At 64.1% G+C, this 23,359-nt stretch carries 22 protein-coding genes; 11 read left to right on the forward strand and 11 right to left on the reverse strand.

Features of this window, described 5'->3' with window-relative positions:
- Positions 1-21 precede the first annotated feature (21 nt).
- A complete protein-coding gene (locus ABIB06_RS04775; RefSeq protein WP_354068592.1) occupies positions 22-1,707 on the reverse strand; it encodes a methyl-accepting chemotaxis protein in 1,686 nt (561 codons plus the stop codon).
- Between the two features lie 251 nt (positions 1,708-1,958).
- Here ABIB06_RS04775 and ABIB06_RS04780 point away from each other — a divergent pair, with 251 nt between their 5' ends.
- The 4 genes from ABIB06_RS04780 (at position 1,959) to ABIB06_RS04795 (ending at position 6,420) form a co-directional block, all read left to right on the forward strand.
- Positions 1,959-3,002: a C-terminal binding protein gene (locus ABIB06_RS04780; protein WP_354044981.1), complete on the forward strand. Its 1,044-nt coding sequence runs from the start codon at positions 1,959-1,961 to the stop codon at positions 3,000-3,002.
- 86 nt (positions 3,003-3,088) lie between these two features.
- A complete protein-coding gene (locus ABIB06_RS04785; protein ID WP_354068594.1) occupies positions 3,089-4,432 on the forward strand; it encodes an ABC transporter substrate-binding protein in 1,344 nt (447 codons plus the stop codon).
- Between the two features lie 139 nt (positions 4,433-4,571).
- Positions 4,572-5,528, forward strand: a complete 957-nt coding sequence (locus ABIB06_RS04790) for a carbohydrate ABC transporter permease (protein ID WP_247343201.1) — start codon at positions 4,572-4,574, stop codon at positions 5,526-5,528.
- Positions 5,521-6,420 (forward strand): carbohydrate ABC transporter permease, encoded by a 900-nt coding sequence (locus ABIB06_RS04795; protein WP_456661626.1) that lies wholly within the window; start codon positions 5,521-5,523, stop codon positions 6,418-6,420. Before ABIB06_RS04790 ends, ABIB06_RS04795 begins: the two co-directional genes overlap by 8 nt.
- A 252-nt stretch (positions 6,421-6,672) precedes the next feature.
- Here ABIB06_RS04795 and ABIB06_RS04800 read toward each other — a convergent pair whose 3' ends face one another.
- Together ABIB06_RS04800 and ABIB06_RS04805 are read right to left on the reverse strand one after the other, a co-directional pair.
- Entirely contained in the window at positions 6,673-8,355 is a 1,683-nt protein-coding gene (locus ABIB06_RS04800) for a mucoidy inhibitor MuiA family protein (RefSeq protein WP_247343199.1), read from the reverse strand.
- Between the two features lie 179 nt (positions 8,356-8,534).
- Positions 8,535-9,155: a response regulator transcription factor gene (locus tag ABIB06_RS04805; protein WP_247343196.1), complete on the reverse strand. Its 621-nt coding sequence runs from the start codon at positions 9,153-9,155 to the stop codon at positions 8,535-8,537.
- Between the two features lie 200 nt (positions 9,156-9,355).
- On the opposite strand from ABIB06_RS04805, the gene ABIB06_RS04810 reads away from it, so the two are divergent.
- Positions 9,356-10,372, forward strand: a complete 1,017-nt coding sequence (locus tag ABIB06_RS04810; protein WP_354044977.1) for an AraC family transcriptional regulator — start codon at positions 9,356-9,358, stop codon at positions 10,370-10,372.
- A gap of 13 nt (positions 10,373-10,385) precedes the next feature.
- On the opposite strand, the gene ABIB06_RS04815 is transcribed toward ABIB06_RS04810, so the two are convergent.
- Genes ABIB06_RS04815 through ABIB06_RS04825 form a run of 3 tightly spaced genes read right to left on the reverse strand, consistent with a single transcriptional unit; the run spans position 10,386 to position 12,421 of the window.
- Positions 10,386-11,021, reverse strand: coding sequence for a GNAT family N-acetyltransferase (locus ABIB06_RS04815; RefSeq protein ID WP_354044975.1), 636 nt, complete (start codon positions 11,019-11,021; stop codon positions 10,386-10,388).
- A 23-nt stretch (positions 11,022-11,044) separates the two neighbouring features.
- On the reverse strand, positions 11,045-11,695 hold the full coding sequence (locus ABIB06_RS04820) for a CoA transferase subunit B (protein ID WP_247343187.1): 651 nt from the start codon (positions 11,693-11,695) through the stop codon (positions 11,045-11,047).
- 18 nt (positions 11,696-11,713) lie between these two features.
- Positions 11,714-12,421 (reverse strand): CoA transferase subunit A, encoded by a 708-nt coding sequence (locus tag ABIB06_RS04825; protein ID WP_247447521.1) that lies wholly within the window; start codon positions 12,419-12,421, stop codon positions 11,714-11,716.
- 273 nt (positions 12,422-12,694) lie between these two features.
- Between ABIB06_RS04825 and ABIB06_RS04830 the strand changes: the two genes are divergently transcribed.
- The 4 genes from ABIB06_RS04830 to ABIB06_RS04845 all read left to right on the forward strand — a co-directional run bounded on the left by ABIB06_RS04830 (position 12,695) and on the right by ABIB06_RS04845 (position 18,032).
- Positions 12,695-14,623, forward strand: coding sequence for an AsmA family protein (locus ABIB06_RS04830; protein WP_354044973.1), 1,929 nt, complete (start codon positions 12,695-12,697; stop codon positions 14,621-14,623).
- Positions 14,624-14,830: 207 nt separating this feature from the next.
- The gene (locus ABIB06_RS04835; RefSeq protein WP_247447518.1) at positions 14,831-16,216 is read left to right on the forward strand and encodes an ABC transporter substrate-binding protein; all 1,386 of its coding nucleotides are present in this window, start codon (positions 14,831-14,833) and stop codon (positions 16,214-16,216) included.
- A gap of 95 nt (positions 16,217-16,311) precedes the next feature.
- Positions 16,312-17,184, forward strand: a complete 873-nt coding sequence (locus tag ABIB06_RS04840; RefSeq protein WP_354044971.1) for a carbohydrate ABC transporter permease — start codon at positions 16,312-16,314, stop codon at positions 17,182-17,184.
- The gene (locus ABIB06_RS04845) at positions 17,181-18,032 is read left to right on the forward strand and encodes a carbohydrate ABC transporter permease (RefSeq protein WP_247343175.1); all 852 of its coding nucleotides are present in this window, start codon (positions 17,181-17,183) and stop codon (positions 18,030-18,032) included. The genes ABIB06_RS04840 and ABIB06_RS04845 overlap by 4 nt, the downstream gene beginning before the upstream one ends.
- A gap of 81 nt (positions 18,033-18,113) precedes the next feature.
- Here the strand turns inward: ABIB06_RS04845 and ABIB06_RS04850 are convergent, their stop codons facing one another.
- The 4 genes from ABIB06_RS04850 to ABIB06_RS04865 are packed head-to-tail and all read right to left on the reverse strand — an operon-like array spanning position 18,114 to position 21,242.
- Entirely contained in the window at positions 18,114-18,323 is a 210-nt protein-coding gene (locus tag ABIB06_RS04850; RefSeq protein ID WP_354044968.1) for a hypothetical protein, read from the reverse strand.
- Between the two features lie 18 nt (positions 18,324-18,341).
- Complete coding sequence (locus tag ABIB06_RS04855) at positions 18,342-19,154, reverse strand: ABC transporter permease (protein WP_354045087.1); 813 nt, start codon at positions 19,152-19,154, stop codon at positions 18,342-18,344.
- Positions 19,155-19,158: 4 nt separating this feature from the next.
- Entirely contained in the window at positions 19,159-20,073 is a 915-nt protein-coding gene (locus tag ABIB06_RS04860; RefSeq protein WP_354044967.1) for an ABC transporter permease, read from the reverse strand.
- Positions 20,070-21,242, reverse strand: coding sequence for an ABC transporter ATP-binding protein (locus ABIB06_RS04865; RefSeq protein ID WP_354044966.1), 1,173 nt, complete (start codon positions 21,240-21,242; stop codon positions 20,070-20,072). Before ABIB06_RS04865 ends, ABIB06_RS04860 begins: the two co-directional genes overlap by 4 nt.
- Before the next feature lie 123 nt (positions 21,243-21,365).
- On the opposite strand from ABIB06_RS04865, the gene ABIB06_RS04870 reads away from it, so the two are divergent.
- The gene (locus ABIB06_RS04870) at positions 21,366-21,596 is read left to right on the forward strand and encodes a hypothetical protein (protein WP_247343162.1); all 231 of its coding nucleotides are present in this window, start codon (positions 21,366-21,368) and stop codon (positions 21,594-21,596) included.
- A complete protein-coding gene (locus tag ABIB06_RS04875) occupies positions 21,593-21,892 on the forward strand; it encodes a type II toxin-antitoxin system RelE/ParE family toxin (protein WP_354044964.1) in 300 nt (99 codons plus the stop codon). The genes ABIB06_RS04870 and ABIB06_RS04875 overlap by 4 nt, the downstream gene beginning before the upstream one ends.
- Here the strand turns inward: ABIB06_RS04875 and ABIB06_RS04880 are convergent, their stop codons facing one another.
- On the reverse strand, positions 21,893-23,353 hold the full coding sequence (locus ABIB06_RS04880; protein ID WP_354045085.1) for a glycerol-3-phosphate dehydrogenase: 1,461 nt from the start codon (positions 23,351-23,353) through the stop codon (positions 21,893-21,895). It lies immediately after the preceding gene.
- Positions 23,354-23,359 lie beyond the last annotated feature (6 nt).

The raw sequence follows: 23,359 nt of genomic DNA on the forward strand, positions 1-23,359 counted from the left end.
TCCGGGGTACGAGAACCTGTCTTACGCCGCGCGCACCTTGGCGAGGAAGCCATCCACCGCGCTGCGCAGCGCGCCGGACTGGTTGTCCAGCTCGCGGGCGTTGGTGAGCACGTCGGAGGCGGCCGTACCGGTGGCTTCCGCGGCCGAGGCGACGCTGCCGATATGGGTGTTGATCTCGCTCGAGCCGGCCGCGACCGACTGGATGTTGCGGGCGATCTCGCGGGTGGCCTCGCCCTGCTGCTCGATCGACGCGGAAATGCCCGCGGTGATCTCGCTCATCTCGGCGATGGTCTGAGTGATACCGCCGATGGCTGCGACCGCATCGCTGGTCGAGGTCTGCATTGCCGCAACCTGGGCGGAGATTTCCTCGGTCGCCTTCGCGGTCTGGTTGGCAAGCGCCTTGACCTCGGAGGCGACGACGGCGAAGCCACGACCGGATTCGCCTGCACGGGCCGCCTCGATGGTGGCGTTGAGGGCGAGCAAATTGGTCTGCGCGGCGATCGAGTGGATCAGCTTGACCACCTCGCCGATCTTCTCGGCGCCGGTGGAGAGCCCCTGCACCGTGGCGTTGGTGCGCTCGGCGTCATTGACGGCGCGGCTCGCCACCTCGGTCGAGCGCGTCACCTGGCGGGAGATTTCCGCAACCGAGCTCGACAGCTCTTCCGCGGCCGCAGCAACCGTGCCGACATTGCCCGACGCTCTCTGTGAGGCCGCGCCGACAGTCGCCGCACGCGTAGAGGCGTCGCTGGCGGTCGCGGTCATCGACTGCGCCGTGGCTTGCATGCCCGTCGCGGCCGAGGAGACCGAGCGGACGATGCCGTTGACGCTGCGTTCGAAGTCGCTGGCAATACCCTCCATCGTGCTGCGACGTTCCGCCGCGGAGCGATCCTTGGCATCCGCTTCGGTCCTTTCCAGACCGCGAATGCGAACGGCGTTGTCCTTGAATATCTGGACGGTCGAAGCCATCGCGCCGACCTCATCGCTGCGGCCGACACCGGGGATGTCGCCCTCGAGCTTGCCGTCGGCGAGATCCTTCATGCGGGTACCGAGCAGCGCGAGCGGACGGCTGATGCTGCGGCCGATCAGCCAGGCAACGCTGCCGGCGACGATCATGATGCCGAGCATGGCGAAGCCAAGCAGCCAGTAGACCGGGCCCATCTTGGCGTCGATATCGTCGAGATAGGCGCCCGTGCCGATGAACATGTCGAGACCGGGGACTGCCATCGCATAGCCGATCTTGCGGATCAGCGTGTCCTGACCGGGCTTCACATATTCATAATACAGCATCGTGTCGCCGTTGGCCTTCACGCCTGCCATCAATTCGCGGTTCAGCTTGCGGCCGTTGGTTTCAACGTCCATGCGATCGATACCGATCTGCTTGGGATCGGGCGCGAGCTGCGTGATGCCATCATAGGAGGTGCCGAACAGATAGCCGGCGCCCTTGTCGTAGGTCATCGCGTTGCCATAGCGCCGAAGCTCCGTCATCGCGGCGTCCTTCGTCAGCTCGCCGGCGTCGATGCGCTTCTTCAGCGTAATCGCATAGTTGCGACCCATCTCGACGATGGCCTTGGCCTGGTCGATGCGCGCATTCACCATCTCGCGCTTCATCAGATAGCCGGCAAGAACCCCGGAAATACACAGGCCAAACAAGGTGACGCCGACAAGAATGCCGAGCTTGGGGGCGATCTTCAGATTGCTCAATTTCACGGGAGGCTCCGGCAACAAAGGGATAAGGACGCGCGAGTGAGTCGGTCGAAATTAAATCAAGTTTTAGTGGGGACCCCTTAGCAACCTGTTACGGGACGCCCCGTAGAAGCCCGGAGAAGGCGTCGAACCGGTCGTATAAATCACCTCAACGACAACTGGGAATTGTACGCGACCTGCCCGATTTCGCGTAAAAGGCGCGAAGGCCCGCGCGAAGGCCGGGTCCCAACAAGAAACCAAATCGGGAGCAGGACATGCCGAAATACAGGGTGGTGACGCCGAAAGGCGCGAGCTTCACCGTCGCGAGCAGCGATTATTCCTACGAGCGCGAGGCGCTCGATCCGATCGATGCCGAGATCGTCGAGGCTCCTGCCGACGAGGCCGGGTTCATCGCCGCCGCGAAGACCGCCGACGCCATCTACGCCAAAGGCATCCCGATCACCAAGACCATCATCGACGCGCTGGAGACCTGCAAGGTCATCACGCTCGGCTCCGTCGGCGTCGACAGCGTCGACATCAAGGCCGCGACGGCGCGCGGCATTCCCGTCACCAACATCCCCGACACCTTCATCGAGGAGGTCGCCGACCATGCCATGATGCTGCTGCTCGCCGGCTTCCGCCGGCTGGTCGAGCAGGACCGGATGGTGCGCAGCGGCCGCTGGGCCGAGGGCCGGCCGGCGCTGTCGAAGATTCCGCGGCTGATGGGCCAGACGCTCGGCTTCGTCTCGTTCGGCCGCGTCGCGCGTGCGGTTGCGAAGCGCGCGGCGCCGTTCGGCCTCCGCATGATAGCCTACGATCCGTTCATCCAGGAAACGCTGATGTCCGACCACGGCGTGATCCCGGCAACGCTGAACGAGGTGTTGTCGCAATCCGATTTCGTCTCGATGCATGCCCCCGCCCGGCCGGAGGTGCATCATATGCTCACCGAGAAGCACTTCCGGCAGATGAAGAAGGGCTCGATCTTCATCAACACCGGCCGCGGCGCCACCGTGGACGAGGAAAGCCTGATCAAGGCGCTCCAGGAGGGCTGGATTGCCCATGCCGGCCTCGACGTGCTGGAGAAGGAACCGCCCTCGCACAACAATCCGCTGCTCGGAATGGAGAACGTGACCCTGACCGCCCATGTCGCCTCGGCCTCGGCACGGTTCGACGAGGCGCGCAAGCGCCGGGTGGGCTACGAATTGTCACTGGTGCTTCAGGGCATGTGGCCGGTAAGCTGCGTCAATCCGTCGGTGCTGCAAGACACCGCGCTCCGCCGCTGGCAGCCTGTCAGCATGGACCGCGGTCCGAACAGCTAGGCGGCCGGCCGCCAGGCGCGCCGGAAACCGAAAAGACCCTTCACCGGCGATTAACGCCGGGAAGGGAAACATATAGGGAGAAATCGATGAGGAACGACATCACACGTCGTGATGCCTTGGCGCTGGGCCTGTCCGCTGCCGCGATCGCGGCAACCGGTGCTCCGGCGAACGCCCAATCCGCGATCAAGGCCGCCGACCTCCCCGCACCGAAACTGCCGATCGAGAAAGGCGCAACCCTGCGCATGCTGCGACCGGTACGCTTCGTCCAGGCCGACGAAGACGTGTTCCGCGCCAATGCGGCAAAATTCACCAAGGAGACGGGTGTCGAGGTCAAGGTCGATTTCGTCGGCTGGGAAGACATCAACCAGCAGACTGCGGTGACCTCGAATTCCGGCGCCGGTCCCGACATCATCATCGGCTTCTCCGACGCACCGCACATCTATGTTGACAAGCTGGTCGAGCTGACCGACGTCGCCGACTATCTCGGCAAGCGCTACGGCGGCTGGCTGCCGCTGGCGCAGCGCTACGGCAAGAAGAACAAGAGCCCCACCTGGATCGGGCTGCCGTTTGGCGCCACCGCGGGGCCTCTGATCTACCGCAAATCGATCCTGCAATCGGTGGGCTTCGACAAGGTGCCGGAAGACCATGCCGGGATCCTCGACCTGTGCCGGAAGCTCCAGAAGGCCGGCAAGCCGGCAGGCTTCGCGCTCGGCAATGCCAAGGGCGACGGCAACGGCTTCGCGAGCTGGGCGCTGTGGTCGCACAACGCGGCCCTGCTCGACGAAGAAGGCAACGTCGTCATCAACAGCAAGGAGACGATCGCCGCACTGAACTGGGTCAAGCAGCTCTACCCGACCTTCATCGCCGGCACGACCTCATGGAATGACGTCAGCAACAACCGCGCCTACGCCGCGCAGGAGATCGCGCTGACCGCCAACGGCGTCTCGCTGTATTTCTCGCTGAAGAACGATCCCGCGACCAAGGCGATCGCCGACGACAGCGAGCATCAGTTGCTGCCGAAGGGCTTGGCCAAGGTCTCTCCGATGGCGGGCCTGACCCTGAACGCCATGGTGTTCAAGCACAGCCAGTACCCCAACGCCGCAAAGGCCTTCCTGCAATACATGCTGGAAAAGGACCAGTACGAGCCTTGGCTCAACGCCAACTCCGGTTACTGGTCCCAGCCGCTCGCCGCCTATGGCGAGGCCGGCGTGTGGGCGCAGGATCCCAAGGTGAAGCTGTTCAAGGACACAATGAACAGCACCTATTATGACGGCTACGCCGGCCCGATCTCGACGGCGACGGGTGCCGTCAGCGCCGACTACGTGCTGATTCAGATGTTCGCGTCCGTAGCGACCGGCGCTGCCACGCCGGAAGCCGCGGCCGCGGAAGCCGAGCAGCGCAGCAAGCGGTACTTCCGGCGCCAGAAATAACGCCCGACGATAAAGCGACCGTCATTGCGAGAGCGAAGCGACTGAGCAATCCAGACTGTAACTGCGGAGACAGACTGGATTGCTTCGCTTCGCTCGCAATGATGGATGTGGTGACAGCCTAGAACAGGACGCCTGACCGATGTCCGTGACCACCCTCTCCTCCCCCGTACTCGCACAGCGGCAGCCATCCTGGCTGGTACGCCTGTTCGACTACAAGCCGTTCCTGATCGTGATGTGCCTCGCACCCGCGATCGGGCTGCTCGCGGTGTTCCTGACCTATCCGCTGGGCCTCGGCATCTGGCTCGCCTTCACCGACACAACGATCGGCAGAAAAGGCGTCTACGTCGGCCTGGAGAACTTCCAGTATCTGCTCACCGATTCCCTGTGGTGGAACGCGGTGTTCTACAGCGTGGTGTACACGGCGATCGCAACGTTCGGGAAGTTCGCGCTCGGCTTCTGGCTCGCGCTGCTGCTCAACAACCATTTTCCGCTCAAGAGCCTGTTGCGTGCGATCATCCTGATGCCCTGGATCGTGCCGACGGTGCTGTCGGCGCTGGCGTTCTGGTGGATCTACGATCCGCAGTTCTCGATCATCTCCTACCTCCTGGTCGACGTGCTGCATTGGCGCACGACCAATATCGACTTCCTCGGCTCGCCCTGGCCGGCGCGCTTCTCGCTGATCGCCGCCAACATCTGGCGCGGCATCCCCTTCGTCGCGATCTCGCTGCTGGCTGGCCTGCAGACCATCTCGCCCTCGCTCTACGAAGCGGCGATGCTCGATGGCGCCACCGCCTGGCAGCGCTTCCGCTATATCACCTTCCCGATGATGATGCCGATCCTCGCCATCGTCATGACTTTCTCCATCATCTTCACCTTCACCGACTTCCAGCTCGTCTATGCCATCACCCGTGGCGGCCCCGGCAACTCGACCCATTTGCTGGCAACGCTGGCCTTCCAGCGCGGCATTGCCGGCGGCGAACTCGGTGAAGGTGCGGCGATCGCGGTGTCGATGATCCCGTTCCTGGTGTTCGCGACGCTGTTCTCATATTTCGGCCTGGCGCGCCGCAAATGGCAGCAGGGAGAGAACAATGACTGATATTGTCGCTCAACCGGCCACCGCCGACGCGAAGGCCGCGCCCGACACCATGGCCTGGGATTCCGGGCTGCGGCGGCTGATGATGATCTACCTGCCGCTCGGCTGCTTCGTGCTGATCCTGCTGTTTCCGTTCTACTGGATGGCGATCACGTCGTTCAAGCCGAACGCCGAACTGATGAACTACAAGGAGCACAATCCGTTCTGGATCTCCTCGCCGACGCTTGCCCATATCAAGCATCTCTTGTTCGACACCGCCTATCCACGCTGGCTGTGGACGACAATGCTGGTCGCGATCGGCTCGACCACGCTGTCGCTGATCGCGAGCACGCTTGCCGCCTATGCAATCGAACGCCTGCGCTTCCGCGGCAGCGCCTATGTCGGTCTCGGCATCTATCTCGCCTATCTCGTGCCGCCGTCGATCCTGTTCATTCCTCTCGCAACCGTGGTCGTGCAGTTCGGCCTGTTCGACAGCCCGCTTGCCCTGATCCTGGTCTATCCGACCTTTCTGGTGCCGTTCTGCACCTGGCTGCTGATCGGCTATTTCAAGTCGATCCCCTACGAGCTCGAGGAATGCGCGCTGGTGGACGGCGCCACGCGGCTGCAGATCCTGCGCCGGATCACGCTGCCACTGGCGGTACCCGGCCTGATCTCGGCCGGCATCTTCTCCTTCACGCTGTCCTGGAACGAGTTCATCTACGCGCTCGCCTTCATCCAGAGCGGCGCCAACAAGACCGTGCCGGTCGCGATCCTGACCGAACTCGTCACCGGCGACGTCTACCAGTGGGGGGCGTTGATGGCGGGATCGCTGCTCGGCTCGCTGCCGGTCGCGATCTTCTACTCGCTGTTCGTGGATTATTACGTGTCGTCACTGACCGGCGCGGTGAAGGAGTAACCGCGGCGGCGGCGTTGGGCCCGGTTTCACAAAACTGCAACACGCGATCTGCATAAGACGGCATCCGCTAACAGGAGACGCATAACAATCTGCCGTTCTCGTCCAGCCGCGATCCCAACAAGGCCGACGACGACGAGTTCATGCTGCTCGACGTCGCGGATTTCCTGAAGGCGAAGCAGGGCTCGGCTCTCTCGAAACCGAACCGGCTGGACGTGACCTGTCGATGCGCGCGGCGCCGCCAGTGGCCGGACTCTAGCCAGCCGGCACGATCACCATGCTCTTGTCCTTTGGCCAGCGGATGCGCCAGACGAAGTTGATGTCCTTGACCTCGGCGGGTTTGGCGTCGAACGACCATTCCAGCACGCCGCGCCGGTCGCGGATATTGCTTGCGGTCGGCGGCGTGGTCGCCGGCAGCATCTCCACCACGATGTCCTCGTTCTCGCTGACCGGCAGCTGATCCTCGATCGCAACCCTGATCGGGAAGTCGTGGCCGTTGCGGACGGTGGTTTTGAATGCGCGCTCGTCGGTCTTCGACGTTGTCACCAGGAGACCGGCCGAACCTTCGTTGCGCTTGAGCACGGCGCGCTCGACCTTGATCTTGTCGTCGGCGCCGAAGCCGAGCCGCACGATGTCGTCTTTGGCGGAGGCCGAGAGCTTGCCGCGGCCGACGAAGACGCCGTCGCGATAGATCGCGACCTTGCCCGGCAGCAGTGTCGCGTCATCAGTCTGCTTGAAGCTCGCTTCGAGGAAGGCGGTCGGGTCCATCACCGGTGCCGCGCGCACCATGAGATCGGCGGGCACGTTCATCGAAGCGACGCGCAGGCTCTTGGCGCCCTCGGCGGCGCCGAGGCTGACGCGGCCGGGAATCCTGAAGGTGGCCTGGAAATCGCCGATTTCGGCAACGGCCTGCTGTTCTTCGGCGCGTTCCGCAAGATCTTCCCTGGATCTGCCAGCGTAGGCGGGGGCTTCCACCTTTCGCTGCATCGGTGCCGCCGCAGGCATTGCCGTATCGGAGACTGAACCCAACGCGCGCGGCTTCGGCACTTGCAAATACTGCGCGACCAGCGAGTTCAGCTCCGGCGCGCTGCCGCCACGACCGAGGCGAACCGTGGAGACGCCAAGCGTCACGTTCGACCAATCCTCGCCGGTCGATTGCGTGACCTCGGCGCGGCGGACCAGTTCGAGTTGCGGCTTGCGGTCCTTGGCGCCGGTATCGAGCCGGGCGTCGTAGAGCGGCAGCCAGCGCGCGTTGCGCACGGCATAGGTCACACGCAGCGTTGCCTTGGTCGCGGCCGCCGAGGCGACGTCAATGCGCACCTCGAGCTTGCTCGGCGGTTTGGCCGAGCGCTCGGCTTCGAGTTGCGCGATCTGGCGATCGATCTCGCGCTGTTTCCGCGTGGCATCTCGGATCGCGGTGTCGGCGGTCGCGATCTCCTCACCGACCGCGCCAAACGCCGCCCGCCATTCGGTGATCGGGCGCGCTTCGCCCTTTTCACCGAGCCCGGCGGGGGACGCTTCGGCAAACCGCTGCGCGAATTTGCGCCGCGCAACCGCCGCATCGATTGCTCCTTGCAAATCGGAGCGCTCGTCCTTGAGCGTTTCGATGCGCTTGTCGAGTTCGGACAGGTTGACCGGCGGCGCCGCACGCGGCGGCCGCGCATCGATCGTGCCGATGGTGAGTTTTGCGCCCGCCTCGCCTTCGACGCGGAGGGAGGACGGATCGAGCGAGAGCGGAAAATCCTTGGCGACCAGCGTGCTGTCGCCGGAGGCAACGTCCAGCGCGATGATACGGGTGACGGTGGCGCCATCGGGATAGACGGTGACGGTGTCGATCGCCGATGTGGCGTCGACGTCTGCGGCCCATGACGGCAACGCGGCCGCACTGGTCACCAGCACCAGACTCGTCGTCGCCAGATATTTTGCGATGATGCGCATAAATTTCCTCCCTGCCGATATCGCCGCGCCGCAGCCGGACGCGCGAAAAGATGCCGCGCCATGTGATGAGACGCGGCAGGGAAGGAACTGGTTCGATTGGGGTTTCCGTGGGGCGCGGCCGCGGCGGCACCAAGGCCGCGGAACGTGGCGTCCCGCGGCGAAGCTTTTGACTTGAGACTTTAGACTTGGGTGGGCGAACCCTGGCCGAAGATGCGGCGGAGCAGATCGGTGACGTTCTTGGCTCCGGCCTTTTTCAGGATGCCGGCGCGATAGCCCTCGACCGTCCGTGCGCTCAAATGCATGCGTCGGGCGATCTCCTTGTTGGTGAGGCCGGCGGCGAGATGTTCGAGCACGTCGCCTTCACGGCCGGCCAGGGGTTCGCAGCCGGGCAGCCAGCGCTGTCGGTGAGAGCCGGGCTGTGCGAATTCGTCGATGGCGGCATCGATCCGGTCGACGATATCGTGGGTGCGGAACGGTTTTTCGATAAAATCGGCCGCGCCGCTCTTGATGGCGTCAACCGCCATGGCGATGCTGCCATTAGCCGCAGTCACCAGCACCGGCGCCATGCAGTTTTCCTCACGCAGGCGCTTGAGCACGTCCAGGCCGGAGCGATCGGGTGGCATTTCCAGCAGCACGCAAGCCGGCATCCGCGCCTTGGCTTCCGACAGCAGAGACGCACCGTCGGCGAAGCAGATCACGTCATAGGCGCTGTGTTGGAGCGCGGTGGAAAGTTGTTCTCGGGAGGCGGCGTCGGTGTCGATGACGAATACCTCACCCTTGGAAAGCATGTTTCCCGGCATGATCCCGATCCAATAATGTCTTGCTCAAATGATCCGAGACGGCCGAGGGCCTCATAGCGCCCCGCGTCGTGAGCACGGCATCCGCGCCAGTGCTTCGGTTTCACTTATGTATGTTCCACCCTGTTTCCGGATTTGACGGATCGGGACAGAAACTTTACATTTCGGGACATCTGCGGGAATGGCTGACTGGAACGGGTCGCATGACCGACCTCATTCGCAGCGCAGGCTTGAGCTATTACCCGGAGGTCGCCCGGTCGGTCGGGCTCGACCCCAAACAGATGATGCGCAAGGTTAGGCTGCCGCTGGCCTGCCTCGAAAAGCCCGACACGCCCATTGCCGTCACCGGTCTCCGCCGCCTGCTCGAATTGTCGGCAGAAGCTTCCGGGGCCGAAGATTTCGGCTTGCGGCTCGCCGAGCGCGGCGGGCTGACCAATTTCGGCGCGGTCGGCCTGATCGTGCGCGAACAGGCGACCGTCGGCGAGGCCATCGAAGCCTTCTCCCGCTTCATCCCCATCCATCACGACGGCATGAAGCTCGACGTCACCCGCAACAAGCAGACCGTGACCGTCACGCTGCATCTGCGCGGCCGGCAACCGACCGCGCCGCGCCAGTCGATCGACATGGCGCTCGGCAGCGTTCACCGCATCGTCCAGTCATTGTTCGGAAGCGATTGGCGGCCGCAGGAAGTGCACCTGCATTATCCGCCACCGCGCGACCGCAAACGCTACCGCGAGTTCTACGGCTGCCGTGTGACTTTCAATGCAGAGGACGATTCGATCCTGTTGTCGGCACACGATATGGAGCGCCGGATCCCGAGCGCGCATCCGCTGATCGCGAGCTATCTGCGCAAGCGGATCGAGGCGATCGAAACGCGGCCGGCAAGCTGGGAGGAAAAGGTCGACGAGGTCGTGCGTCTCCTGCTCGCCAGCGGCGACTGCACGGTCGAGCGCGTGGCCGAGCACCTCGCCTGCACCCGCCGCACCATCCACCGCCACCTCGCCGAAGCCGGCACCAGCTTCTCGGCCATTCACGACACGCAGCGCGCCGATCTCGTGGTCCAGCTGATCGACGACCCTGACCGGCCGCTGGCCAACATCGCCGTGCAGCTCGGCTTCTCCGCACAGAGCGCCATGGCCCGCTGGTTCCGCGGCCGCTTCGGCTGCACCATCACCGCATGGCGCAAAGGCGTTCGGCCACCGGCGGCGGCCGCAGCCTGAATTTCAAGGCCGATCACATCGTCCGCACGAACATGCGAAAGCCCGGCGCGCCGATGATCGCCTCGAAGGCGGGATCGCGCTTCTCTTCCGCAAAGACAAATCCGGCCTTGGCGTAGGCGCGCTCGGCGGCCTCGTTGCCGATCAGGAACGAGATTGTCGCCCGGGCAAATCCAGCCGCACGGCCCTTCTCCAGCGCATGCGCGATCAACGCCTGCACCACGCCGCGGCGGCGATAGGCGGGATCGGTCGCGACATACTCGATCATCCAATCGCCCTCGCCGCCCTGAACCCAGCAGGCCCGCGTGTAGGCGCCGCGTTGGCGGATGGCGTCCAGGTCCGAAGCGGGGAGCCCGGTCGCAGCACCGACCTCCTCGATCGCACGCCACGCCGCGGGTCCCGTGCCCACCGCAGGCACGGCGCAGAGCGCGGCGCCCGGCTGCCCGTCGATCTCGGCGACCAGAAATTGCGAGACGTGCCACATCGACGCCGCGCGGGCGGTTGCGACGCGGGCGATGAAATCGCGGCACTGTGTTTCAGGCCAGCCGAGCGCAACGTCGAACCAGCCGCGCGGCCGGCAGCCGCGCTGCGATGACAGGATGGTTTGTGCGATAAAATCGGCGTCTTCAGGACGCGCAGACCTTATCGTCATGCGCGCCCCCTTTTGCCAAGATCTTACGTGTTCTTCAGCGCGACGCGGAATTCGGCTTCGGTCTTGGCCTTGACCTCGTCGAGCGAGACGCCGTCGGCGAGCTCGATCAACGCCATGCCGCCGTTGCCATGCTTGTCGATGGTGAAGACGGCCAGATCAGTCACCACCATGTCGACCACGCGCTCGCCGGTCAGCGGCAGATTGCACTGCTTCAGAAGCTTCGAGCCGTCCTTGGCCGAATGCTCCATCACCACGACGACGCGCTTGACGCCGGCGACGAGATCCATCGCGCCGCCCATGCCCTTGACCATCTTGCCGGGGATCATCCAGTTGGCGAGATCGCCGTTCTGGGCCACCTGCATGGCGCCGAGGATCGACAGGTCCATGTGGCCGCCGCGGATCATGCCGAAGGAATCAGCACTCGAGAAATACGAGGTCGAGGGCAGCTCGCTCACGGTCTGCTTGCCGGCGTTGATGAGATCGGCGTCCTCTTCGCCCTCGTACGGGAACGGTCCCATGCCGAGCATGCCGTTCTCGCTCTGCAGGCTGACATCGACGCCATCCGGGATGTAGTTCGAGACCAGCGTCGGGATGCCGATGCCGAGATTGACGTAATAGCCGTCACGCAATTCCTTCGCGGCGCGCGCAGCCATCTGTTCACGGGTCCAGGCCATGTGTATCTCCTGATACGCTTAAGCGGCGGTGCGCGGGCGGGTGTTGCGGAATTCGATGCGCTTCTTGGCCGTTCCGACCTCGACGATGCGCTTTACGAAAAGACCGGGCGTGTGGATGTGGTCGGGATTGAGTTCGCCGGCCGGAACCAGATGCTCGACCTCGGCCACCGTGACTTTGGCGGCGGTTGCCATCATCGGGTTAAAGTTGCGCGCGGTTTTGCGGTAGATGAGGTTGCCGGCGGTGTCGCCCTTCCAGGCGTGGACGATGGCGAGGTCGGCGAACAAGCCGCGCTCCATCAGGTATTTCTGTCCGTCGAATTCCTTCACTTCCTTGCCTTCGGCGATCAGCGTGCCGACGCCGGTCTTGGTGTAGAAGGCCGGAATGCCGGCGCCGCCCGCGCGGATGCGCTCGGCCAGCGTGCCCTGCGGGTTGAATTCGAGTTCCAGCTCACCGGCGAGGAATTGCTGGGCGAACAGCTTGTTCTCGCCGACATAGGACGAGATCATCTTCTTGATCTGGCGTGTTTCCAGCAGGCGGCTAAGCCCGATGCCGTCGACGCCGGCATTGTTGGAGACGACCGTCAGGCCCTTGACGCCGGACTCGCGGATCGCGTCCGACAGCGTCTCGGCAATGCCGCAGAGGCCGAAGCCGCCCGACATGATCATCATGCCGTCTTTCAGAACGCCCTCGAGAGCCGACCTGGCGTCGGGATAGACCTTGTTCATGCAAATAACCTTCGAGTGAACCTTCGGCTTGCAGGCGTCGCGCCTTATTGGCGGCGATTATTAGGCGAAATCGTCCGAAGCCGTCAATGATACGGGGTTCTCCGCCCGGTAGCCTGGTGGTAGAAGCTTGCCCACGCCGTGGGCAGAACCGTCCGCGGCCTTGAAAGCGACAAGAAAACCCATCAAGTTGCGGGGGTTGGGTGTGGGCACGCAGGTTTACCGGCCCGCCCTTCTGGCTCCAACGACCAACCCGATCGGGACATGCCATTGACCATGGCCCAAGGAATAAAGCGCCTCGGGACGCCGATCGCGGCGCTGCTCGGCGGCGCGCTGATCGCCCTGATCGCGACTTCCTGGCTCATCAACCGCGACGCGCTGCGTAAGGCGGTGGAAGCGCAGATCCGCGTTGTCACCGGGCTCGAGCTCAGCGTCAACGGCGCGATCGACATTTCGGTGCTGCCGGCGAGCTACATCTCCTTCCATGACGTCGGCCTGAAGGGCGGCGGCACCAGCGATCCCGCGCTCCATGTCGACGTGCTCACCGCGAACCTGCGGCTGCTGCCGCTGCTGCTGCAACGGTTCGAGATCGCCGACCTGACGCTGCTGCGGCCGCGCATCCATGTCAGCCTGAAGCCGGACGGCGAAAGCAACTGGACGCCCTTCATCCAGACCATCGCGCGCACCATGAAGCCCGGCGCCGAGAATCAGGTGTCGTTCTCCGAAATCCGGATCCAGGACGGCGTGCTCAATTACGAGAACGCTGCCACGCACGGCATCGAAAAGTTCGAGGACATCGACCTGTCGCTGGCGTGGCCCTCGATCTCGCGCTCCTTCGCCGCGACCGGACAATTCGACTGGCGCGGCGAGCGCGTCGACGGCTCGATCAGCTTCGCCGATTTCGTCGCCGCCCTTTCCGGCGACCGTTCGGGGTTGAAGGCGCGGATCGCGAGCGCCCCGCTCAAGCTCGCCTTCGACGGCAGCGTCGCCAACCGCACCAGCCCGATGATGGAGGGCACGCTCACCATCGACAGCCCGTCCTTGCGCAACGCGCTGCGCTGGACCGGCCAGCCGCAGCCTGCCAGCGGCGGCTTCGGCCGCTTCGCGCTGAAGGCGCGCGCCAATGTCGTCGGCGCCTCGATCGCGCTCACCAACGTCAATATCGAGCTCGACGGCAACAGCGCCGAGGGCGTAATGACCTACGCCAATAACGGCCGGCAGACGCTGCAGGCGACGCTCGCCGCCGACGCGCTCGACTTCACACCTTATATCTCGACCTTCCGCCTGCTCGCGAGCGGCGCGCGCGACTGGAACAGGCAGCTGTTCGATCTCAACGCCCTGTCGACCACCGACCTCGACATGCGCCTGTCGGCAGCCAAGCTGACGGTCGGCGCGTCGAAACTCGGCCGCACCGCGATCGGCGCGAATCTGCGCAATGGCACGCTGGCGCTCTCGGTCGGCGAGGCCCAGGTCTATGGCGGTATCGCCAAGGGCTCGTTCGGCATCGCGCGCTCCGACACCGTCGCCGACATCAAGGCGCAATTCCAGTTCACCGACGTCGACCTCCAGGCCTGCGCCTCCGAGCTGTTCGGCATCACCAAGCTGTCCGGCCGCGGCAACATCAACGTCTCGCTCCTCGCTTCCGGCTCGAGCCCGTTCGGCCTCGTGCAGTCGCTCGACGGCAGCGCCACCGTGACCGGACATGACGGCGCGATCTCGGGCTTCAATGCCGAGCAGCTCCTGAAGCGGCTGGAGCGCCGGCCGCTGTCCGGCGGCGGCAATTTCCGCAACGGCACCACCCCTTACGACAATCTCACCATCGCGGTGAAGTTCTCCGACGGCGTCGCCACCGCCGAGGACATCCGCGTCGAAGGACCTGCGGCGAAGATCACGATGACCGGCACCGCCTCGGTGCCGACGCGTGAATATGACATGAAGGGCGTGGCCAGCCTCAATAGCGCGTCGGGCTTCGAATTGCCCTTCGTGGTGCAGGGCCCGTGGGACGATCCCCTGGTCTTCCCCGATCCGGAAAGCCTGATCCGTCGCTCGCCGGCTTCAGCGCCGCTGCTCGACTTGCTCAAGGACCGCAAGCCGGGCGACGCGGTGCGCTCCGCGATCGAGCGCATCACCGGCAGCGGAAAACGTTCCGCACCGGCCGAATCGCCGACGGCGGAGAACGCCAAGCAAGGCGCGAAGTCCAACTAGGAACAGCGATCAAGCGGCTCCAGCCGATCGGCGCGAATTGATCAGGGCGAATTGATGCGGCGATTGGATTGATGCGCACATTAAGCATCTTCTCTCGCCCGACACCCACGACCTATGTCTGACAAGATGCCGCTAGATCGGCTGACGGCCATGGGCTAGTGTTTTATACGACCGGTTAAAAACACCGGCCGTTTGAGGGAGATAAACGTGAAATCCAAGGTTATTGGCGCAGTATCATTGGCGGTCGCTGCGGCCGGGCTGCTTGCAGCCGCTGCACCCGCATTTGCGCAGCAGAAGACGATTACGGTCTGGTGGGGCAAGGGCTTCTACCGTTCCGAAGACGACGCGCTGCTCGAAACGATCAAGAAGTTCGAAGCCAAGACTGGCATCAAGGTCGAATTGTCGCAGTACGCGATCCAGGACATGATTCCGAAGACGGTCGCCGCGCTCGATGCCGGCACCGTGCCCGATGTCGCTTATTCCGATTCCTATGACGTGCAGGCGCAGGGCAAGTGGGCCTATGAGGGCAAGCTCGAGGATCTCACGGATGTGATGGAGCCGATCAAGGGCCGGTTCGTGCAGAACACGCTGGATGCGTCGATCCTCTATAACGACGTCACCAAGAAGAAAGCCTATTACGGCTTCCCGCTGAAGCAGCAGAGCATGCATGTCGAGATCTGGAACGACATGCTGGAGAAGGCCGGCTTCAAACTCGCCGACATCCCGACCGACTGGGCAGGTTACTGGACGTTCTGGTGCGACAAGGTGCAACCGGGGATCCGTAAAGCCACCGGCCAGCGCATCTATGGCGTCGGCCAGCCGATGGGCGTGGAATCCACCGATGCCTTTCAGTCGTTCTACACCTTCATGGACGCCTACCACGTCAAGCTGGTCGACGACGACGGCAAGCTCACGGTCGACGATCCCAAGGTTCGCGAGAACCTGATCAAGGCGCTTAAGGACTACACCGACACCTACATCAAAGGTTGCACGCCGCCGTCCTCCACGACCTGGAAGGATCCGGACAACAACGTCGCCTTCCACAACAAGACCATCGTGATGACCCACAACTTCACGATCTCGATCGCGGCGAAATGGTACGAAGATTCCCAGAACCAGGCTCTCACGCAGGACCAGCGCGACGCCGGCAAGAAGGCTTACGAGCAGGACATCGTGACGGCGTCCTTCCCCAAGGCACCGGATGGTTCAACCATTCGCTACCGCTCCGACGTCAAGACCGGGCTGGTCTTCACCGCGGCCAAGAACAAGGCCGAGGCCAAGCAGTTCATCAGCTTCCTGCTCCAGGAAGAGAACGTTCGCCCCTATATCGAGGGCGCGCTCGGCCGCTGGTTCCCGGTGACGAAGGAAAGCCAGGCCAGCCCGTTCTGGCAGGCCGACAAGCACCGCAGGGCGGTCTATGCCCAGTTCACGGGCGGCACCGCGCCGTTCGACTTCACCAAGAACTGGAAGTTCACGATTCTGAACAACGAGAACGTCTGGGCCAAGGCTATGAACCGGGTGGTCAGCGAGAAGGTGCCGGTCGACAAGGCCGTCGACGAGCTGATCGTCCGCATCAAGCAGGTCGCGGGTTAATTCATCCCACCCCTCTCCCCGCTCTGCGTGGGAAGGTATAAGAACAACACCGGCCGCGTTTCGCGGCCGGCAACTCTTTGAAGAGTCCGAAAAGAATGGCGATTACGCTCTCTGGCGATCAGTCGATCCCCGCACCGCCCTTGTCGTCGCGGCTGACCCCGGCGCAAATCTGGGGCATCGTGCTGCTCGCACCCTATTTGCTCGTTTTCCTCGCCTTCGTCGTCTACCCCGTCGGTTACGGGCTATGGCTGGCGCGGGCCCCGTCCAATTATGTCGCGCTCTACAACGACCCGATCTTCGCGCGCGCAGCCGTCAACACGCTGATCTTCCTGCTCATCGGCATCAACATCAAGATGCTGATCGCGCTGTTCCTGTCCGGCTTCTTCGCGCAGCAGCGCACCTGGATCAAATGGCTCTCGGTGATCTTCATCCTGCCCTGGGCAGTGCCGTCGATCCCGACCATTCTGTCGGTGCGCTTCATGTTCAACCCCGAATGGGGCATGGTGAACCACTTCATCTTCTCCTTGACTGGCGATGACGGCCCGAACTGGCTGAACGACCCGACCGTGGCGCTGACCATGGCGATCGGCGTCCACATCTGGAAGTCGCTGCCGTTCTGGACGCTGATTCTGATGACCGGACGCCTTGCGATCGCGCAAGATCTGTTCGAGGCCGCAGAGGTCGACGGCGCAAGCTGGTGGCAGAAATTCCGTTACATCACCTGGCCGTCGCTGCAGACGCTCTACATCACCTGCACGCTGCTCTCGATGATCTGGACGCTCGGCGACTTCAACAGCGTCTATCTGCTCACCGGCGGCGGTCCGGCCGACCTCACGCACGTGTTGTCGACGCTCGGCATCCGCTATCTCCGGCTCGACCAGCTCTCGCTCGCGATGGCCTCCATCGTCTGCGCGGTACCGTTCGTCCTCCCGCTGATGTATTTCATGATGAAACGGTTGTCGCGATGAAGCTTCCCTCTCTACGCGATGTCGCGACCGAATCGCGGCTGCTCCTGATCGGCATTCCCGTCTTCCTGTGGACGATGATACCGATCTATCACATGTTCCTGTTCGCGATCTCGCCGAAGGAGGACGCGTTCTCGGGCAAACTGTGGCCGGATCATCCGACGCTGCACAACTTCGAAATCGTGTTCAAGCAGCAGCATTACTTCCTGCGCGACTTCTACGTGCAGTTCTGGAATTCGCTGGTGATCGCGGCGGCCGTCGGCGTGCTGACACTGGTCATCGCGACCGCGGCGGCGTTCTCGATCTCGCGCCTGCGCGTGCCCGGCGGACGCATCGTGATGAACCTCGCGCTGTTCACCTACTTCATCCCGGCGGCCTTCCTCGCCGTGCCGATGTACCGCACCATGGGCAATTACGGCCTGCTCAACAATCATTGGTCGCTGATCCTGGCCATGGTGACGATCGCCAGCCCTTACGCGATCTGGGTGCTCAAGCAGGCCTCCGACAAGCTGCCGGTCGAGTTGGACGAGGCCGCCGTGATGGACGGCGCGACCACCCTCCAGATATTCCGCCTGGTCTATTTGCCGCTGATGATGCCCTCGCTGGTCGCGATCGGCACCTATGCGGTACTGCTCGCCTGGAACGAATACCTCTACGCGTTCCTGCTGCTCTCGAACGACCGCGAGATCACCCTCCCCGTCGCGCTCGGCAACTTCCTCGCCGCCGACGACTCGCCGTGGGAGCTGTTGATGACGACCGGCTTCATCTACGCGCTGCCGCCGGCCGCGATCTACTACGCCTTCCGCCGCTACATGGTGGGCGGGCTCACGGCGGGTGCGGTGAAGTCGTAATCTCGATCCCGCGCGATCATCAACCCGAATACCTGTCGTAGCCAGCGACTACGACAGGTCGATATTCATCGTTGCCGCCAATCACTGAATTTCAAGTTGCTGGCCCGAAGAGGGCCGGAGATCATTTCCTATGATTGACGAGTGCAGCCATTCCAGCGCGACGCCAAATTCTCGATTCTCGATAAACTCAGTCAGTAACTCACGGCCTCGGCGAGAGAGTTGAGATGATATCGACCCAACCAGATTTGTCAGAGCCTCCTCAAGTTGACGCCATTTTTCCGCGCGGTTCATCGTCACTCTCCTATGAGACTACAATGGCGCCGCGCTCTCGCCCTGCGAGCTCGACAGTTTCGAGGCGAGCGAGGCGATGACGATGACCACCGCGATCAGGGCGATCACCAGCGTGCAGATGGCATTGATCTCGGGCTTCACCCCCAGCCTCACCTCCGAGTAGATCCGGATCGGCAGGGTCGCCGAGCCCGGGCCGGTGGTGAAGCTCGCGATCACGAGATCGTCCAGCGATAGCGTAAAGGCCAGCATCCAGCCGGCGACGATCGCGGGGGCGATCAGCGGCAACGTCACCGCCAGAAAAGCGCGGACGGGATCGCAGCCGAGATCCATGGCGGCCTCTTCCAGCGAGCGATCAAGTGAGCCGAGGCGGGACTGCACGACGACGGCAACGAAGCACATCGTCAGCGTGGTGTGCGCGATCGTCACGGTCCAGAAGCCACGCTCGGCGTTCAGCGCCACGAACAGCAGCAGCAGCGACAACCCGGCGATCACCTCCGGCATCACCAGCGGCGCATAGAGCATGCCGGAAAACAGCGTGCGGCCGCGAAAACGCTCGCCGCGCGACAGCGCCACAGCCGCGAGCGTGCCGAGCAGGGTCGCAATGGTCGCCGAGGAGACCGCGACCCGCAGGCTCATCCAGGCCGCCTCGATCATGGCGCGGTCGTTGAAGAGCTCCTGATACCAGCGCAGCGACCAGCCGCCCCACACCGTCACCAGCCGCGAGGCGTTGAAGGAATAGATGACGAGGATGAGAATCGGCAGATAGAGGAACGCCAGACCCAGTGCGAGCGAGGCGATGTTGAAACGGGACAGGCGGGAGATCTTGCGCATCATCTCACCGCGCCTGTTCCAGCTGCCGCTTCTGGAACCGTTCGTACAGCAGCAGCGGCGCCAGCAGCACCACCAGCAGCACGATGGCTGCGGCGGAGGCGACCGGCCAGTCCTTGTTGGTAAAGAATTCGAGCCACAACGTCTGGCCGATCATCAGCGAATTGGAGCCGGCCAAGAGATCAGGGATGACGAACTCGCCGACGATGGGGATGAAGCACAGCAGCACGCCGGCACCGACGCCAGGGAGCGACAGTGGGAAGGTGACGAGCCAGAACACCTGCCAGGGCGGCGCGCCGAGATCGGAGGCGGCCTCCTCCAGCACCGGCTCCATCTTGGCGAGCGTGGCGTAGAGCGGCAGGATCATGAAGGGCAGGTAGGAATAGACGATGCCGATATACATCGCGCTGTCGGTGGAGAGCCATACCACCGGCTGGCTGACCAGATGCAGCGCCAGCAGGATCTGGTTGAGCAGGCCGTCATGCTGGAGGATGTTGATCCAGGCATAGATCCGGATCAGGAACGAGGTCCAGAACGGCACGATCACCAGCACCATCGCCACCGCCTGCCAGCGCGTCGGCAACCGCGCCATCCCGTAGGCGATGGGATAGCCGATCAGGAGCAACAGCGCGGTCGCGGTGACGGCGACGGTGAGGCTACGCACATAGGCGCACATGTAGATGTCGTCGGAGGCGAGCAGCCTGAAATTGTCGACAGACAGCGCGGCAAAGGCGGCCTTCAGCGCCTCCCATCCCTGCGTCAGGTCGAACACCGGCTCGTAAGGCGGCTGCGCGATCGCCGTCTGCGACAGGCTGATCTTCAGCACGAAGCCGAACGGCACCAGGAAGAACAGCACCATCCAGACATAGGGCATGATGGCGGCAAGGCGAGCCGGTCGCGCAAAAATGCGGCGCGCGCTCATGACGGCAGCACCACACAGTCGTCGGGCGTGAACCAGGCGACGACATGCTGGTTCAGGCTGTAGGCATCGATGTCCAGGCGCGCGCTGTTGGCGACTGCAGCCTGCATCATCCCACCGGCGTCGAGCTTCACCTTGTAAGTGGTGGTGCCGCCGAGATAGCAGATGTCGGCGATCACGCCGTCCAGACTGTTGATCGCCACCGCATGGCCGATCTCGCCCACCGGGCCGCGGCGGGACAGCTTCACCTTCTCGGGGCGAATGGCCACCGACAAATGGCTCTCGCCCACCCGTTCCCGCGGCTCGGCGACCACCAGCGTGCCCGCACCTTGCGTGGCGATCACCAGTCGATGACCGTCGCGCAGCTTGAACTCACCGTCGAACAGATTGACGTCGCCGACGAACTCCGCGATCCAGCGCGAGTGCGGAGCCTCGTAGAGCTCGCGGGGACTCGCGACCTGCGCGAGCTTGCCGTCCCTCATCACGCCGATCCGGCTCGCCATCGTCATCGCCTCCTCCTGATCGTGGGTGACGATGATGAAGGTCATGCCGAGCCGACGCTGAAGCTCCATCAGCTCGCCTTGCGTGTTTTCGCGCAGCTTCTTGTCGAGCGCCGCGAGCGGCTCGTCGAGCAGGAGGAGCTGCGGGCGTCGCGCCAGTGCACGCGCCAACGCCACGCGCTGGCGCTGGCCGCCCGAGAGCTGATCGGGCTTGCGCTTCTCCAGCCCTTCGAGCTTCACCAGCGCGACCATCTCCGCCACACGCGTGGCGATCTCGCCGCGCGCCATGCCGGCGCGCTTCAGGCCGAAGGCGATGTTGTCGCGCACCGCGAGATGCGGAAACAGCGCGTAGTTCTGGAACATCATGTTGATCGACCGCTCATGCGGCAGCGCCTGTGCGATGTCCTTGCCGCCGAGCAGGATGCGCCCTTCGTCCGGGGCCTCGAAGCCGGCGAGCATGCGCAGCAGCGTGGTCTTGCCGCAGCCGCTGGGTCCGAGCAGCGCGAAAAACTCGCCGGCCTTGATGTCGAGCGACACGCCGTCCACGGCGCGGAACGTCCCGAATGTCTTGGCAACGCCCTCGATGCGCAGCAGCGGCTCGCCGGCCGCCGGGTGCGCGTCCCCGCGGGCCGCCTTGGCCGTGGCATTCGTTCTGGGCAACTTGTCAGTCATGGTCTCCGCCAACCCCGATTCCGCCGCACGCTAGCGGCCGATCACCCCTACCTCAACCGGGTCGGGGCGGATCGGCCCGAATTGGTCTTCATGCTAGCCCCCAAATGGCGTAAGGTTACAGAGATGACAAAGCTGCTGGATCAAGCCCTGAAAATCGCGCGCAGTCTGCCGGCGGACGCGCAGGATAACATCGCCCGAATTGTGATGCAGCTCGCCGGCGCGGAAGGGGCCGCCCCCGTCATCCTCTCGGATGACGAGCGGTCGGCGATTGCCGCGTCCAAGGAGGCTGCAAAGCGAGGCGAATTCGCAACCGAGGCTCAAGTCCGCGCGACCTGGGCCAAACACGGCCTGTGAAGATCCGCTATACGCTTCCGGCGCTGACCGATCTCGATTCGATTCTAACCTACATCTCAGCGACGTCACCGCGGGGAGCAGCACGTGTCCAAAAGCGCATTCAGGACGTGGTCGGCCTGCTGCTGGCGCATCCTGAGATCGGCCTGCGAACTGACGATCCGGATATCCGGAGGCTAACCACAACGCCCTACCCGTTTTCTCGTTTTCTACGAGATTCGGAGCCAGGAGATCATCATCCACGCCATCCGCCATGGTGCTCGCGATCCCGGCAGGATGCCCGGCACGCGCGGCTCTGATTAGTTCAGGTTCGCCATGAACGCCGCCAGCGCATCGCGGTCCGCCGCGGGCATCGTCAGGCCGAGCTTGGAGCGGCGCCACAGGATGTCCTCGGGAAAGCGCGCCCATTCGTGGGTCATGAGATAGCGTACCTCGGCCCCGGTCAGCTCAGAGCCGAAAGCCGGGCCGAGATCGTCACGGCTTTTCGCTCCGCCGAGCACCGCTGATAGGCGCGAACCATAAGCCGCCACCAGGCGCTGGGTCTGCGGCTCCGAGAGAAAACGCCAGCGGTCACGCGCGAGATCGACCTCGGTATCGAAACGATCCCAGGCGAAATCTCCGCCCGGCAGCGCCTCGCCTGCGGTCCAGGGCGGCGACATCGGATAGAACGGCGTCAACTTCGTCACTGCCCGCTCCGCGCGCAGGCGCGAGGTGGTGACGTCGCCGCCGAACATCGTGATCAGCGGCGCCTTGCGCCGCCGCGCGTGGAACAGCGTCGTGCCGTCACGCCGGCGCGCGGACGCCAGCGTCAGGTTGACGCCGGAGACCACGCGCACCACGTCGGTCGGGGCGACCTGCTCGCGGAAATAGCGACGGGCCGCTTCGCAGAGATAGCCGACGTCGGCCCCCGGCATCGCGACGATCGCGGGATCGCCGATGAAATCGTGCGTGATCGTGCCGATCAGCGTGAAGTCGCGCTCGAAGGGGCTAGCGAAGATCAGCCGGCCATCGCTGTTCTGGAAAACGTAGACGTTATCGGAATCAAACAGCCGTGGGACGACGATCTGGCTCATCTGCATCGCCGCCATGGCGGGTTGCGGCTGCCGCAGCACGGTCTCCGCGACCATCGAGGTCCAGCCGCCGGTGGCGTTGGCCAGCGCCCGGGCCGTGATCGTGCGGCGATGACCGCGATCCACCACCGCGAGTCGCCATGTGTCGGTTCGATCGGCACGCACGCAGCGTGCCCCGGTCCGGATCGCAGCGCCGCGCTCGGCCGCGTCCAGGGCCGTGAGCACCACCAGGCGGGAATCGTCGACGACGCAGTCCGAATATTCGAAGGCCGTGCCGAACGGTCGTTTCAGCGCGTTGCCGACCGGATGATGCGTGATGTCGAGCGTGGTTGCTCCCGGCAGGCCGCTCCGGCTGGTAAGGCTGTCGTAGAGGAACAGGCCGGCGCGCAGCAGCCATGGCGGACGCTCATCGGAATGCGCCGGGATTACGAAGCGCATCGGCCGGACCAGATGCGGCGCGATCCGGAGCCAGGTCCGGCGCTCGGCGAGCGCCCGGCGCACCCGTCGGAAGCCGCGCCGTTCCAGGACCGACAGATCGCCGTGGATCAGCCGCGGCGTTGCCGACGATGCCGCGCCGCCCAGATCGCCCTGCTCCAACAGGATGACCTGCAGGCCGCGGCCGGCGGCATCGCGCGCGAGGCTGACACCGTTCAGCCCGCCACCGATGATCGCAAGGTCGTAATCCGCCATGAAGCC

Source organism: Bradyrhizobium sp. LB8.2, assembly GCF_040548035.1.
In the GTDB taxonomy this organism is placed as follows: Bacteria; Pseudomonadota; Alphaproteobacteria; order Rhizobiales; family Xanthobacteraceae; genus Bradyrhizobium.

Coding starts and splice junctions, on each gene's coding strand:
- ABIB06_RS04780 (WP_354044981.1), top strand. CDS start 1,959: ATGCCGAAATACAGGGTGGTGACGCCGAAAGGCGCGAGCTTCACCGTC.
- ABIB06_RS04785 (WP_354068594.1), top strand. CDS start 3,089: ATGAGGAACGACATCACACGTCGTGATGCCTTGGCGCTGGGCCTGTCC.
- ABIB06_RS04790 (WP_247343201.1), top strand. CDS start 4,572: ATGTCCGTGACCACCCTCTCCTCCCCCGTACTCGCACAGCGGCAGCCA.
- ABIB06_RS04795 (WP_456661626.1), top strand. CDS start 5,521: ATGACTGATATTGTCGCTCAACCGGCCACCGCCGACGCGAAGGCCGCG.
- ABIB06_RS04800 (WP_247343199.1), bottom strand. CDS start 8,355: ATGCGCATCATCGCAAAATATCTGGCGACGACGAGTCTGGTGCTGGTG.
- ABIB06_RS04805 (WP_247343196.1), bottom strand. CDS start 9,155: ATGCCGGGAAACATGCTTTCCAAGGGTGAGGTATTCGTCATCGACACC.
- ABIB06_RS04810 (WP_354044977.1), top strand. CDS start 9,356: ATGACCGACCTCATTCGCAGCGCAGGCTTGAGCTATTACCCGGAGGTC.
- ABIB06_RS04815 (WP_354044975.1), bottom strand. CDS start 11,021: ATGACGATAAGGTCTGCGCGTCCTGAAGACGCCGATTTTATCGCACAA.
- ABIB06_RS04820 (WP_247343187.1), bottom strand. CDS start 11,695: ATGGCCTGGACCCGTGAACAGATGGCTGCGCGCGCCGCGAAGGAATTG.
- ABIB06_RS04825 (WP_247447521.1), bottom strand. CDS start 12,421: ATGAACAAGGTCTATCCCGACGCCAGGTCGGCTCTCGAGGGCGTTCTG.
- ABIB06_RS04830 (WP_354044973.1), top strand. CDS start 12,695: ATGGCCCAAGGAATAAAGCGCCTCGGGACGCCGATCGCGGCGCTGCTC.
- ABIB06_RS04840 (WP_354044971.1), top strand. CDS start 16,312: ATGGCGATTACGCTCTCTGGCGATCAGTCGATCCCCGCACCGCCCTTG.
- ABIB06_RS04845 (WP_247343175.1), top strand. CDS start 17,181: ATGAAGCTTCCCTCTCTACGCGATGTCGCGACCGAATCGCGGCTGCTC.
- ABIB06_RS04850 (WP_354044968.1), bottom strand. CDS start 18,323: ATGAACCGCGCGGAAAAATGGCGTCAACTTGAGGAGGCTCTGACAAAT.
- ABIB06_RS04855 (WP_354045087.1), bottom strand. CDS start 19,154: ATGCGCAAGATCTCCCGCCTGTCCCGTTTCAACATCGCCTCGCTCGCA.
- ABIB06_RS04860 (WP_354044967.1), bottom strand. CDS start 20,073: ATGAGCGCGCGCCGCATTTTTGCGCGACCGGCTCGCCTTGCCGCCATC.
- ABIB06_RS04865 (WP_354044966.1), bottom strand. CDS start 21,242: ATGACTGACAAGTTGCCCAGAACGAATGCCACGGCCAAGGCGGCCCGC.
- ABIB06_RS04870 (WP_247343162.1), top strand. CDS start 21,366: ATGACAAAGCTGCTGGATCAAGCCCTGAAAATCGCGCGCAGTCTGCCG.
- ABIB06_RS04880 (WP_354045085.1), bottom strand. CDS start 23,353: ATGGCGGATTACGACCTTGCGATCATCGGTGGCGGGCTGAACGGTGTC.